At 48.1% G+C, this 13,825-nt stretch carries 12 protein-coding genes; 9 read left to right on the forward strand and 3 right to left on the reverse strand.

Translation table 11 applies throughout. The annotated features are described in order from the left end of the window. Positions 1–149: 149 nt before the first annotated feature. A complete protein-coding gene (locus tag WG68_RS02835) occupies positions 150–1,355 on the forward strand; it encodes a sugar-transfer associated ATP-grasp domain-containing protein (RefSeq protein ID WP_083981776.1) in 1,206 nt (401 codons plus the stop codon). Here WG68_RS02835 and WG68_RS02840 read toward each other — a convergent pair. Beyond that, the gene (locus WG68_RS02840) at positions 1,296–2,459 is read right to left on the reverse strand and encodes a sugar-transfer associated ATP-grasp domain-containing protein (protein WP_046556139.1); all 1,164 of its coding nucleotides are present in this window, start codon (positions 2,457–2,459) and stop codon (positions 1,296–1,298) included. The two genes, WG68_RS02835 and WG68_RS02840, sit on opposite strands and share 60 nt — an antisense overlap. A gap of 234 nt (positions 2,460–2,693) precedes the next feature. On the opposite strand from WG68_RS02840, the gene WG68_RS02845 reads away from it, so the two are divergent. From WG68_RS02845 to WG68_RS02880, 8 genes are all read left to right on the forward strand, one after another. After that, entirely contained in the window at positions 2,694–3,395 is a 702-nt protein-coding gene (locus tag WG68_RS02845; RefSeq protein ID WP_052748926.1) for a tetratricopeptide repeat protein, read from the forward strand. A gap of 13 nt (positions 3,396–3,408) precedes the next feature. Then, positions 3,409–4,404, forward strand: coding sequence for a hypothetical protein (locus WG68_RS02850; RefSeq protein WP_046556140.1), 996 nt, complete (start codon positions 3,409–3,411; stop codon positions 4,402–4,404). A 65-nt stretch (positions 4,405–4,469) separates the two neighbouring features. Next, positions 4,470–6,200, forward strand: coding sequence for an asparagine synthetase B family protein (locus WG68_RS02855; RefSeq protein WP_046556141.1), 1,731 nt, complete (start codon positions 4,470–4,472; stop codon positions 6,198–6,200). After that, positions 6,190–7,134, forward strand: coding sequence for a polysaccharide deacetylase family protein (locus WG68_RS02860; RefSeq protein WP_046556142.1), 945 nt, complete (start codon positions 6,190–6,192; stop codon positions 7,132–7,134). The genes WG68_RS02855 and WG68_RS02860 overlap by 11 nt, the downstream gene beginning before the upstream one ends. Before the next feature lie 10 nt (positions 7,135–7,144). Then, the gene (locus WG68_RS02865) at positions 7,145–7,846 is read left to right on the forward strand and encodes a hypothetical protein (RefSeq protein ID WP_046556143.1); all 702 of its coding nucleotides are present in this window, start codon (positions 7,145–7,147) and stop codon (positions 7,844–7,846) included. Continuing rightward, positions 7,839–8,663 (forward strand): alpha/beta hydrolase family protein, encoded by an 825-nt coding sequence (locus WG68_RS02870; RefSeq protein WP_046556144.1) that lies wholly within the window; start codon positions 7,839–7,841, stop codon positions 8,661–8,663. The genes WG68_RS02865 and WG68_RS02870 overlap by 8 nt, the downstream gene beginning before the upstream one ends. After that, positions 8,656–9,546 carry a hydrolase 1, exosortase A system-associated gene (locus tag WG68_RS02875; protein ID WP_046556145.1) on the forward strand — a complete coding sequence of 297 codons (891 nt, stop codon included), beginning with the start codon at positions 8,656–8,658 and terminating at the stop codon, positions 9,544–9,546. The genes WG68_RS02870 and WG68_RS02875 overlap by 8 nt, the downstream gene beginning before the upstream one ends. Next, a complete protein-coding gene (locus tag WG68_RS02880; protein ID WP_046556146.1) occupies positions 9,540–10,814 on the forward strand; it encodes a hypothetical protein in 1,275 nt (424 codons plus the stop codon). Before WG68_RS02875 ends, WG68_RS02880 begins: the two co-directional genes overlap by 7 nt. Positions 10,815–10,842: 28 nt before the next feature. On the opposite strand, the gene WG68_RS02885 is transcribed toward WG68_RS02880, so the two are convergent. Both WG68_RS02885 and WG68_RS02890 read right to left on the reverse strand, forming a co-directional pair. Continuing rightward, entirely contained in the window at positions 10,843–12,096 is a 1,254-nt protein-coding gene (locus WG68_RS02885; RefSeq protein ID WP_046556147.1) for a pyridoxal-dependent decarboxylase, exosortase A system-associated, read from the reverse strand. Further along, on the reverse strand, positions 12,093–13,712 hold the full coding sequence (locus tag WG68_RS02890; protein WP_046556148.1) for an acyl-CoA ligase (AMP-forming), exosortase A system-associated: 1,620 nt from the start codon (positions 13,710–13,712) through the stop codon (positions 12,093–12,095). Before WG68_RS02890 ends, WG68_RS02885 begins: the two co-directional genes overlap by 4 nt. Between the last annotated feature and the right edge of the window lie 113 nt (positions 13,713–13,825).

The following is a 13,825-nucleotide window of genomic DNA, read 5'->3' on the forward strand; positions in this document are numbered from 1 at the left end:
GCGCAATTTAAGTCCCGAAATTTTATTATAAATTTGTAAAATAAAATTCTGGGGCTATACTTCGACTAACTAACGGCAAAACCAAGGTATTGGTTGTCAGTTGCTGGTTTTTCTGCCACGACTTAGTTACTGAATGGAATGGACACCAGATGACATCACTAATCCGACAATTGCGCACTGCCTGTAAAATGGCACTGTATGTTCGTCAACAACACTGTAAAAGCCTTTATTCTCAAATGAGTGATCTGACTCATTTATATCAGCAAAACCCCAGTTGTAATCTCTGGGATTACTACAGGTATCAATTATATTTGCACCCACACAGTACGCCACTCTATCGTGAAGTGCTGGGCAGTGCCGTTGAAGAAGAACTAAACCAGAGTTTAAACAAACGTACCGGTGTTACGCCTGCCTGGGATAAGCTGCTATTCGCGGTTATTTGTCATACTTATGACATTCCTACCGCCCGCATAGTTGCCGTGTATAAACCGCAGGGCCCTATACCTGACTTTATACCAACAGAAATGCACAGCCTTGATCAAGTAAAACACTTTCTGATCGAGTATCAGGCGCCGCTGTTTGTAAAGCCAGCCCAATCTCATCTGGCAAAAGGGGTGTACTATCTTGATCATTATGACCCCGCGGCTGACAGAGTTTTTACCAAAGACCAACAGAGCTTTAGTTTTGCTGAGTTTATTGATAAAACAATCAACGTGCTTGACACTGTCCGCTATAATCGGCGGGCAGGCTATTTATTTCAGCAGCCTATTGTGCAACACCCACTGCTAACCGAATTCACCGGTACCGAGATTCCCTCAGGTTTCAGAATTATTGTGCTTAACGATGCCGATGGCGCCAGGGTACACCGGGTTATCTGGAAGCTGATAGCAGCGGGTAATGTCAGCGATAACTTTAACAAAGGGATAAGCGGCAATCTGGTGGTCTATGTTAATCCGATCACGGGCGAACTCAGCGATGCGGTGGATAATTTCTGGCCATACGCCCACCGGCTTAGCCAGCACCCGGTTAGCGGCAAATGTTTTAAAGACTTTACACTGCCATTGTGGCAAAGCCTGCTGACGCAAGTCTGCCGCGCGTCGGAGAGCATAAGTTCGATGTCAATTCTGCACTGGGATGTTATTTTAGGCCCTGATGGCCCGGTAATGATTGAGGTAAATGATCTGGGTGGTAGTAAAATTCCTCAATTACATGGCATTGGCCTGCTGGATAACAACTTACGCCAGTTTATTAAACGAAATGCGCAATTACGCCCAAATAGCCGGCTACAACGGCAATTAGGACGTCAGCAACCTGGCGAACGCACTACCTTTGCGCACAACAGCAACCTGTCGTAGTGCCGTTTTCAGCTGTGGGTCGAGCAAACCTTGGCCATGCAGCTGCAAAAATTCGGTACTGCCAACATCATTCAGTTCAAGCAAGACTGGCCCTGTCTCTGCAACAATAATATCCCAATGCATGGCTCCCATATCATTAATTACCGTGGAGGCTCTGAGAATTTCTGCTTTTATCTGATCCCATAAAGGTATTGAAAAGTCGCCGAAATTGCGGCCAGACACCGGGTGCTGATGATGTAAGCGGGTTGTAGGCCAGTAACCATTCACTGCGGCACTGAGCTTACCGCTATCGGGGTTAACCTGCACCACCATATTACCATGTGCCCCTTTGCTAAAATTATCACTAATGTTTCCAGGGGCGATAATTTTCCAGATAGCCCGGTGAATATAAGGCCCACTGCCGGTATTTAATACCAGAATGCGCAGGCCCGATGGCGTATCGGTCTGCGTGAATTCAGTGATAGCAGGGTGCTGTACCACCGGACGCTGTAACAATACGCCGGCATCGGGTCGGTATCGGTGTGAATCAGACAGACCAATTGTTTTAGCAAAGAACTGATCAAAACTAATGGCGTTACCACTTTTATCAATCAGCAACTGGCGCTCAACATCAACTGCACTGATATAAAATGCGCCTTTTCCCTGATGGCCTTTTACCGGTTTGACAAAAACAGGCCCTTGTTGTTGTAACAAAAAGGCTTTTAATTGCACCAGGTTGCTCAGTTTAGTCTCAATGAAACCGGGTAGCGGCCCGGCAGGTTTGTAAACCGCTAAAATTTCAGGTGCCGGTAAGCTATAGGCATCGCACAACATCGTAAACAGCATTTTATCCCAAGCCGGGGTAACGGCATTACGGGGGTTAAGGCTGCGACTAAAAGCCTCTAACGCACCGGTGCCCAGTAATTCAGTATATAAAGCGGCACCGCGCGGCGCGGCGTAAACCTGATACTTGTAATAATCTGAAATATTACAGGTAGGGTTAGCCCGGTATAAGGCAGCTATATCCATTAGCTGCGCTAACAAACCGCGACGATACTGACGTTTAACGTAATATGCATGCTTTAATGCCGCGTAAACTTTACTAGAAAACGTAGCTGTAGCCATAACTGCTCTCTGATTTAACAAAACGCCAAAACACTCTTCAGCACAACTCAGCAGCAGAATGAGTGTTTAAAACGCAGTCAGGATGCCAGCGATTTTTCAGATAAGCAATATAAAAGCGCGCAGTTTTAACTTAAAATAAACATCAAGAGTAGACTCTCGAAGGTTGCTGTTGTCACAGCACTGAGTTTGATGATACTTTAGCGTGGCTAAAACTTATAGTAATGGAGGCAAGACATGGATTTTCTGCCTGGGAAAACAATTTTCTCAATGCTAATTGTAGCAATGATGCTAAGTAGTATAGTAGCAGCCGATGCTAACGTTACAGGTAATTTCACTGACCGGTCCTGCTTTGATATGGAATGGAAGCGAGGCAAGCCTTTCGACTATTATCATCCGGCAACCAGTCAGGCGTCTGGAACGTACCGAGGTGGCCTGTTGTATCTGGTTGAACGTCATCACTTTACTGATGATGTACGTAATCTGGTAAAAGGCAGTACCGGAGCTATGCCGGGCGATATCTTATTTGTATTGAATTCCATCCCCAATCATCCAGCAGCACTTGATGCTTACTCCCGCTACGAGTATCAGTTAAAACATTCAGAGGTTTTCAGAAGCAGACAAGCCAGACCAACCATGGCTCACCCGGCAGATTGCTTGTTCTTACGCGCAAATGAGGTATTCCCTAGTAACGCAGAAACGCTACTGGTCTGGTCAATTCATCAGTTTCGTAATAAGCGTTTTACTGCTGCACAACAAATTCTGGAGCGGGTAATTGCTATTGCGCCAGACTATATTGAAGCGCACTACAACTTAGGCTTGGTGTATGTCGAGCTGAATAATGCTACAAGTGCCAGAAAACATGCTGACATTGCCTATGAAGCGGGCTATCCGCTAATGGGTTTAAAGAACAAACTTGCCAAGTTGGAACAGAAATAACAAGGATATCGGGATGTCGTACAAAGGACTGCTAGTTACCGGGGGCTGTCTGCGCCCGGATGGCTTTGAATTAGGCGAAGGCAAGTATTATGGTAAGGCTGGTTTATTAAAACTTGATTTGAGCAGCGGTGAGTTTACCCCGCTGCTGACGAAAGCTGATGGCGGCACAAATTACCCACCACAACACCCTAACCAGCAGTTTACCGCTGCTTGCCTTGATGGTGATACCCTGTGGTTACCGACCGACACTGAAGTGTATCAATACCAGCTACCGGAATTAAAACAGCTTAAGTGTTTTTCTCACCCCTGTTTTCATAATATTCACTCGGTTCATCTGTTTGACAACGAGTTAATCGTAACCTCTACAGGCCTGGATAATATTGTGGTGCTTTGCCCGCAGAGCGGCGAAATTAAACGCATTATTAATACCGAGGGTAAAGCGCCCTGGCACCGCTTTGATGCCGGCACAGATTATAGGTTAGTGCACTCAACCCGCCCTCACGACAGTCACCCTAACTATGTTTTTAAATTAGACAACAAACTATGGGTGACCCGTTGTACTCATGACGACGCGGTTTGCCTGGACGATGTGACTGATCGGATTGATGTCGCCCATCAGGACGAAATGAGTGTGCATGATGGTATCTGGTGGCACGATAAGCTGGTATTTACCCGGGTAGACGGCTATCTGGTTATTGTTGACCCAACAAGCCGTAAAGTGATTGACAAGCATGACCCGTTTGCAAGCGAGCGGAACAGGCCGCTGGGTTGGTGCCGTGGCTTACTGGTTGACGGTGATATTTTCTACATTGGCTACTCAAAGCTCAGAAAAACCAAACTTATATCCAAACTGAAATTTCTCACTCAGGGTAACTTTAAGTATATGGATGGTAATGAAGCCCTGATTGTTGCTTATGATATGGCGGCCAAAAAAGTGGTTAATACTTATGCCATACCCGCAGGAATGCTAGATGCCATTTACGGTATATTACCCTACAACTATGCTTAAACCACCGGTCAGTGCCAACAGCTGTACAATATTGATAATAGCCAAAGGATTGCAGGACAATAGCCATGGACACTAACGTTGTAATAGCCATCACCGGTTGCCCGGAAGTACGCATTGCCCCCCACCCAACGCTGGATATTGCTAAAAATAGTGCTGGTGCTGTTGCACTGATGGGCAGGGCTCGCTGGCAACAACAACCGGTTACTGCCAGTACATTATTACAATTACTGGACGACAATTCTGATTTAACGGCGCTTTATCAGCAATTATCTGGCGACTTTTACCTTGTTGTTATCCAAAGCGGACAACCCATACGGCTGGTTAATGACATAATGGCAGTGCAAAGCTGCTATTACGCCTTACAACAACAGGTGCTTTATATTGGCCATGGGCTAAAACAGTTGAAACAACTGGGTGTAACATGTGCGCTGAATAAACAGGCCATATACAACTATGTGTATTTCCATTGCATTCCGGCACCCGATACCATTTACCAGCAGGTATTTAAACTGGAAGCGGCTAATAGGGTTGCGGTAACCATCAACGAAATCAGCCAGGGTACTCTGCTCTACTGCCCTGATTTTAAAGCCAGTACTGCACCTGCCAGTAACTTACAGCAACAGTGTCTGCAACAGTTAGACAACGCCGTGCAGCATAGCCTGCAGCCAGATTGCGGCGCCTTTTTAAGTGGCGGCCTCGACAGCTCAACCGTGGCCGGTATGCTTGCCAGACACCAGCAACCCGCTTATACCTATTCAATTGGTTTTAAAGCCAAAGGCTATGACGAAACCGAGTATGCCTTGCTGACGGCAAAACACTTTAACACCCGCCATCAGGTACACTATTTAACCCCGGAACAAGCTGCCGAAGCCTTTGTGAAAGTAGCGCAATTTTTTGATGAGCCTTTTGGTAACTCATCGGCCATGGCTGCCTATTTTTGCGCCCGCTTTGCCAAAGAAGATGGCCGCACACTACTGTTGGCCGGTGATGGTGGTGATGAACTGTTTGCCGGTAATAGCCGCTATGCCAAACAAAAAGTGTTTGAGGTATTTGCTAATGCGCCGGCACCACTGCAATCTCTTGCCAGAGCAATTTTTGTAAAAACACCACTGGCACACTTACCGGGTTTTAAAAAGGTCGCCAGCTATATTCGCCAGGCCGACGAGAAGTTGCCGCTGCGCTTACAAAACTATAATTTTATTAATCAGTTTGGCAGCAATGCCATTTTTACTGAGGCGTTTCTGGCAGAGATTGATACGACCAAACCCGAGCAGCTGCTAAAACAGCGCTATAATCAATGCCTGAGCGCTGATCCGGTAGACAAAATGCTGTTTCTGGATTGGAAATTTACTCTTGCCGACAACGATTTAGTAAAAGTAACCAAAATGTGCGAACTGGCCGGTATTGAAGTGCGTTACCCGCTGCTGGATAAAGCCCTGGTTGATTTTAGCTGCAGCGTACCGGCCGATATAAAGCTTCCCGGCCAGAAACTGCGGGATTTTTACAAAAAGGCTTGCAAGGGTTTTCTGGCTGACGACACCTTAAGCAAAGAGAAACATGGTTTTGGGCTGCCGTTTGGTGTTTGGCTAACCGACAATGTCCAGTTAAAAACGCTGGCATTGGATGCACTTAATGCGTTTCGGCAGCGGGCTATTGTTAAAGACAGTTTAATTGACGCGGCAATAGAGGCGCACACTAACAGCCATGCCAGCTATTATGGCGAGTTAATCTGGATTTTAGTGGTATTAGAGCTGTGGTTACAGGCTGAAGAGCAAGGATTCAGCAATGATACATAAGCTGCTACAACTGGCGGGTAAACTATTAGGCCGCAATAAGCTAAGTATTCTTATTTACCATCAGGTGCTGGCTGAGCCAGACCCCATGCGCCCCAGTGAGCCCACAGCTGAGATATTCGACTGGCATATGCGTTTGTTAAACCAGTACTTTACGCCACTGTCGCTGGATCAGGCGCTTATTCACCTTAAGCAAGGTACGCTGCCAGCTAACGCGGTTTGCGTTACCTTTGACGATGGTTATCTGAATAACCTGACCGTGGCTCAGCCAATATTGGCTAAATACACTATCCCGGCTACCGTTTATGTCGCCACAGGGTTTAGCCAGGGCAACAATATGTGGAATGATCGGGTTATTCATCTGTTCGCCGATAAAGAAAGGCAGCAACTTACCTTACAGGGAGAGCAGGTTACATTGGGTGATTGGCAACAGCGCCGGCAACTGGCTCAGCAATGGCTGATGAAACTGAAGTACTTAGCTATTGCTCCACGCTTAGCCGAAGTTGATAAGCTGTATCAGGAAAACAACGCCAGCGAGCAAGCCCCGCTGATGATGTCTCCTGCCCAGATCCAGCAACTAGCAGCAACCGGCATCACTATCGGTGCTCACACCATTAATCACCCTATTTTACAAGTTCTGCCAGCGGCCGAGCAACAAACAGAAATCGTCAGGAGTAAACAGCAGCTGGAACAATGGACAACAAAGCCTGTTAACCATTTTGCTTACCCTAATGGCGTGTTTAGCCGTGATTTTGATGAAACGGCACTACAATCTGTCCAACTAGCCGGTTTTCACTCTGCCGTCGCCACCGACTGGGGGGTCTCAGATAATCATAGTTCGCCATTTAAACTAAGGCGCTTTACCCCCTGGGACAGCAATCAACTGAAGTTTCACGCCCGTCTGATTAATAACATGCGCCAGTCGCACCCCCTTTAGGTAAGCAGGAATGCTGGCAAAATTAACACAAACTTATCGCGAATTGGGCATGGCTGACACGCTGCTCTATATGATTGACAAAGCTCTGGTTAAGCTGACCTTTAAGCAGGTTGTTATTCATAAATACTACATTACCCGCCAGCCAGTCACCACTGTTGCCAGCGTGCCAGCAACGAAGGCTCTGGACATCGAGATTAAGCAGCTGACCAGCGATGATCCGGTGCTTAACACAATGGACAGGCCCTTGATCACCTTGCAACAGCGCTACTTACAGGGCGGTTATTGTATGGCGGCATTTAAAAAAGGCCAGTTTGCCGGCAACTTATGGCTTAATTTCGATCAGTATCAGGAAGATGAAGTGCGTTGTCGCTATATATTGCAACCTGCTGGCCATGCCGCCTGGGATTATGATGTGTTTGTGATGCCCAAATACCGTTTTTCTTATGTGTTTGCCAAGTTATGGGATCGCGCCAATAGCGTGATGGCTGAGCGCGGTATAAGTTATGTTTATAGCCGGATTAATTATTACAATATTGCCTCATTGCAATCGCATAAAAGGCTGGGTAGCAAGATTTTTGGCACGGTGTATTTTGTTAATATTGGTAGCATTCAACTGATGCTTAGCCGCCACTTCCGGCCTTTTATTAAAGTGAGTTGGCGCCAGACTGATTTTCCGGCGTTATATATTGGCGTTAATAACAAACATGAGTAATTCAGCCTTCGCTACCACCTTTCGGCAAATGACTAAGGGCCATAATTTTCTGATAAGCAGCCAGGCCGATAAAGCCAGTGCGTTAATTATTTTGCCGCCCTTTGCTGATGAAATGAACAAATCCCGCCATATTATCAGCCAGTTTATGCGCCAGGCGACACAACAGGGTTTTAGCTGCTATTTAATGGATAATTTTGGTACCGGCGATAGCGAGGGCGACCTAGAGGAAGCCACTATGGCGCTCTGGCGGGCCGATTTAACTTTGCTTGTTGAGCAACTGGCGGCAGAGGGTTTTCAGCAAGTGAGCTTTCTGGCGATTCGCTTCGGTGCCTTACAACTGTTTGACCTGCTTAACAGTAGCTCACTGGCGGTGCCGGTTAAAGAAGTGCTGTTATGGCAACCTTATTTTGACGTTAAAAAATTCTGGCAACAATTTTTCCGAATTAAAATTGCCGAACAAATGGCACTGGGTGAAAAACTTAGTCAGCAACAACTTGAGCAGCAGCTAGCTGAGGGTGAAGTAATAGAAATTGCCGGTTACCCGCTAGCGCCCGCTTTTTACCAAAGTACATTACAGGGTTTATATTCATTGCCTGAAGCATTTGGAAACAACGCGCTGCCATTACACTGGCTGGAAGTTTCACAACTGGCAGCGCCCGGCGTGGCATTGAAAAAGCAACTTGAGCAATTACAAGCACACTGTCAGCTTAACTTTCAGCTGGTAAACGCTGCACCTTTCTGGAATACCACAGAGTTAGCCAGTGCTGACGAGCTACTGAGGCTGAGCCTGGCCCAATTGGGGCGCAGCCATGTTTAATGAACAGCCGTTACAGTTCAGCGCTGAGGGTGCGGTATTGCACGCCATCTACAGCCCGGGGCGAAGCGATATTGCGGTACTTATTTTGGTCGGCGGCCCGCAGTACCGGGTTGGCAGCCACCGCCAGTTTGTAAAACTTAGCCGCGCTCTAGCCAGTGCTAACATTAGTAACCTGCGGGTTGATTTTAGTGGCATGGGTGATAGTGCTGGTGAACTACAGCCATTTTATGCCAACAGCCGGGCAATAAAACTGGCGATAGATGCGCTGCTTGCCCAAAACTCTGCCGTTAAACAGGTGGTAATTTGGGGGCTATGTGATGCCGCCAGTACCGCGCTGCTGTATTGCTATCAGCAAGCAGATAGCAGAGTGGCCGGTTTGGTACTGTTAAACCCCTGGGTGCGCCAGCAGCAAAGCCATGCCCAGGTGATGCTAAAGCACTATTACTGGCAACGGCTCAGCTCTAAAGCGTTCTGGCAAAAACTGCTGGCTGGTGGCCTGAACCCGTTGCAAAGTATTAAAGACCTGCTGCAAACGTTTCGGCAAAGCAGGCATACTAAAACCAGCTCGGCCACAACCGCAGACACCACTAAACCAGCCACCACTGCTGATAATTATGTGCCACAGATGCTGGCGGGCTGGCAGGCGTTTACTGGCAAAACGCTGCTGATTACCAGTGGCAATGATTTAACTGCGCAAGAATTTTTAACGCTGTGCCAAACCGATAGCGCCTGGGCAAGCTGTCTGCAAAATGCCACGCATCGGCATATTGCCACTGCTAACCATACCTTTGCCACCGCCGAATGGCGTGCAGCTGTAGAGCAGGCCACGTGTGACTTCACTCGCGAGTTTAACCCGGCAAATTCGCCGGTTAAGCCATGCTAATAAGATTTGCCCGGCGCCTTTTTATCGTGGTTGGTAGTGTACTACTACTGCTGCTGGTGTTGTTATTGCTGCTAATTACCCCAGGCCAGCCAGAGACCACGGCTATTAGCAGCAAAGATGTAGCGCAAACCCGCTATTGGCTTAGCAATACCTGGCAGCAGTTAAAGCAGGATAAAGTACCCATTGCAATTGAGATTAACCAGCACCAGCTTGATGCAATTATGAATGTGGCCAACTACACCATTAAACCTGCTTATTTTAATGGTTTTATCAATAATTTGGGCGTTAACCTGTATGCCAGCCTGGACCTTAACCCCTATTTACCTGGCAACGTTATAGCCGCAAGTTGTTTATTACTGCCCTCGGATAACGGTTTAACCATCGACCGATGCCGGCTGGGCCGGATACCGGTTTCGGGCTGGCTGGCCAATCACGCCTTGAAACGTGTTGTTAAATCTGTAATAGATAGCCCGGCCGATCAACACCTGTTGGATTTGTTTGCCAGAGGTGAATTTAGCAACGATGCCCTGTTTTTTATTAATGAAGAGGCAGTCGCACTCAACCTGAAAATAAACCCGCAGCGGCTGAGTTTAAGCCAATCAAAAAAAAGCGTTTATTCTGCGGCTTCAGCCGCCGATACCTTGTTTTACCTGCAAGAGCTGCAGCAGCTTCACCAGCAGAACCCACTGGAACGGCGCCTGGCATACTATTTACAGCAGCTTTTAATCCTGGCATCTGCACGGGCAGACAATAGCAGCCTGCACCAGGAGCAGACTAACGCCCTGTGGGCGCTAATTGCAGGACTTGCCAATCCGCAGTTTATTCGTTTCGCCACTCCTGATTTAACACCCGCTCAGGTGCCGGCTTTGCCGGCTATGCTGCTGACAGGCAGGCATGATTTAACCCTGCATTTTCTGTATTCTGCTTTTTTTAAACTGGTGGGCAACAGTACGCTGTCTGAGACAATCGGCAACTTAAAAGAAATATATGATGCCGGTAACAGTAGTGGCTTTAGTTTTGTTGACCTTGCAGCAGATTATGCCGGCATTTATTTCGCTGAACAGCTTGTCAGGATTAACCTGACACAGCTTGAAACGCTCAGCGTGGCAGAATTTGAAGCGGCTTTTATGCCGGATATTACCGATTTGCCAGAAGGCATGACAGAGCAGCAAATGCAGCAACAGTTTGGTGGTTACCAAGGGTACAAATTTAACCACACCGAACAAAAAATAATACAGCGCCTGCAAAAGCTGACGCTATACCATTAATTACCCGCCAAGCTGAATGCCTGACGACTCACACTAAAATTTCAGCCACATTAGGATGCCCTAAAAAATCCTGCGGGCTGGCGGTGGGGCCGTAAGCGCCTGACTGATACACCACCACCCAGTCGCCTACCTCTGCTTTGGGTAATGTCATGCGATCCGCTAAAATATCCAGCGGGGTACACAGCGGCCCTACTATGGTTACCAGTTCAAGCTCCGGTTGCGCCATGCGGTTAGCAATCGCCACCGGGTAGTTTTTGCGAATTACCTGGCCGAAGTTACCTGAGTTGGCCAGGTGATGATGCAAACCACCGTTGCATACCAGATAAGTGGTACCCCGCGATTGCTTTTTATCAACCACCTGGCAGGCATATAAACCGGCTTCAGCTACCAGATAACGGCCCAGCTCAATCACCAGTTCGATATCGGCCAGCTCGCTGTCGTATTGCTGCAACAGGCTTTGTAACGACTGCCCTACCGGTGTTAAATCAAGCCGGCGTTCCCCGGCAAAATAGGGTATACCAAAACCACCACCCAGGTTAATCATCTCAGGCCGGTACGGGCAGGCCGCCACTAACTTAGCCGCCAGTGCAAAGGTTTGCTGGTGCGCTTCAATTAACGCTTCGGCTTTTAAGTTTTGTGAGCCACAAAAGATATGAAAACCGCGCAGTTTAACCGGCATCTCAGCAATTGCTGTTAACAGTTCAAGTACTTGCTCTTCATCAATACCAAACGGCTTGGCGCCACCGGCCATTTTCATACCCGACGCTTTCAGTTCAAACGCCGGATTAACCCGCAGTGCTACCTGCGGCGTGTTGCGGCTGTGCGCGCCCAACGCGCAAATACGCTGCAGCTCCCCCACCGATTCCACATTCAGGGTAACGCCGGCAATAATGGCGGAGAGCAGCTCAGCATCGCCCTTACCCGGCCCGGCAAAGCTGATATCGGCCACCGGCATACCGCTTTGCAGTGCCAGCAACATTTCTTTTTGCGAGGCAACATCAAAGCCATCAACCAACGGTTTTAAATGTTGCACTACCGGCCAGTACGGGTTGGCTTTTACCGCGTAATGCAGCTTTATCCGCCCGGGAATATGCTGGCGAAAGCTGGCAACCTGCTGCTCAATCACCTGACGATCGTAAACATAAAACGCCGGGCGGCCCAATAGCTGACTAATTTCAGTCATGGTATATCCCGCAGCGACCAACTCGCCGTGTTTTACCCTGAACTGACTCATTGGTTCATGTTGCGGCGCACTGTTATTGTTGGAGCTGGTACTGCTCATGTTGACGCTCCTGTAATGCTGTTATTACTGTCAAGAAAATAATCCTGATACTGGCTGGCCAGGGTTTTACGGTCAATTTTGCCATTGGCATTTTTCGGCAGACTGGGTAACACAATAATAGCCTTAGGCTGCATAAAACTAGGCAAGCTACGTTTTAACTGGGTTTGCCAGCTGTTCACATCTGGATTTGCGCCTGACGTTGCTACCACCACTAAAATGGCCTGATCGACACCATCGTATATCCCCATCGCGGCCACATCGACTAACGCCGGGTCCAGCCGGTAAATCGCTTCTTCCACTTCGGTAGGGCTTACCCGGTAGCCTGACGTTTTAATCATTTCATCGCGCCGGCCAATAAAATACAAATAGCCTTCTTCATCGGCTTTCACTGTATCGCCTGACCATACTGCCGGGCTGCGCAGCTGAATACCGTTTGCAATAATGGGGTCGAACTTAAAGCGCTCGGCCGTTTTCTCTGGTGAATTCCAGTAACCCAGGCTGACCAGCGGCCCGCGGTGTACCAGTTCACCCGGCTCGTTTGGCCCGCATAAGCTGCCATCTTCGCGCACCACTAAAATTTCGGCATTGGGTATAGCCTTACCCATAGAGCCAGGCTTACGAGCTAAATCTACCGGCGGTAAATAGGTAGAGCGAAACGCTTCAGTCAGGCCATACATCAGATAAGGCTCAGCCCGGCTAAAGATGGCCTGCAGCTGGCTAAGCAGCGCTAAGGGCATAGCACCACCCGAATTGGTTAAATAACGCACGCTGTCGCTACTGCCTTCTGGCCATTTTGCTTTGGCCAGTTGCGCCCATAATGGTGGCACGGCGGCAATACCGGTTACGCCGTGGCGGGCAACGGCTCGCACCACGTCCTGCACCAGGAAAAAATCGAGCAGTACCACACTGGCGCCGGTTAAAAAAGCGGTGGTCAGCTGGCTTAAACCATAATCGAAACTCAGTGGCAGCAAGGCCAGAATCACATCGTCAGCAGTATTATGCAGATAACTGGCAACACTGCTGGCCCCGACCAGCATATTGCGCTGCGATAACACCACCCCTTTCGGTTTACCGGTACTGCCTGAGGTATACAGAATTGCGGCCATATCGCTGTCGGTTTGTGCTCCGTGCAGCAATGCAGGCGACGCCGCCTCAACAGCGGCAGTGTTGGCAGTTAACAGGGGTTTAATACTCAGGTGCGCAACGCTATGTTCGCTATCATCATCGGTTAGCAGCACAGTGTGCAAATCAGGGCAGCCTGCCAGTACATCGGCCAGCGTTGCCAGCCGATCTTTACTGGTGACTAAAACCCTGACATTGCAATCTTGCAGAATATGCTGCACCTGAACAGGCTTAAGTGCCGGATTTACCGGAACAAAGACTGCTGCACAGGCATTGGCCCCCCAGATGGTAAAAACCGTTTCGAACTGCTTCGGTAAGTAAACTGCCACCCGGTCAAAGCGTTGCAGCCCCTGCTGTTGTAAACGGCCTGCCACAACATTAACCTGTTGATACAGTTCAGGGTAACTTAAGCTTTTGTCTTTAAAATGCAGCGCAGTACGCTCGGGAAATGTGTGTTGAGCTTGTTGCAGCAATTGGTATAGATTTTTGGTCATCGCGTCCTTTAGACCTTTCACTTTTAATCCCTTTGTGTGTAATAATAAAACAGTTTTATAAAAAAACCGATAGTAATTTGACGTTGTTATTAAATTTTAGTTTGTTAACAGCA

The sequence above is a fragment of the Arsukibacterium ikkense genome (genome assembly GCF_000987775.1).
Taxonomy (GTDB): domain Bacteria; phylum Pseudomonadota; class Gammaproteobacteria; order Enterobacterales; family Alteromonadaceae; genus Alishewanella; species Alishewanella ikkense.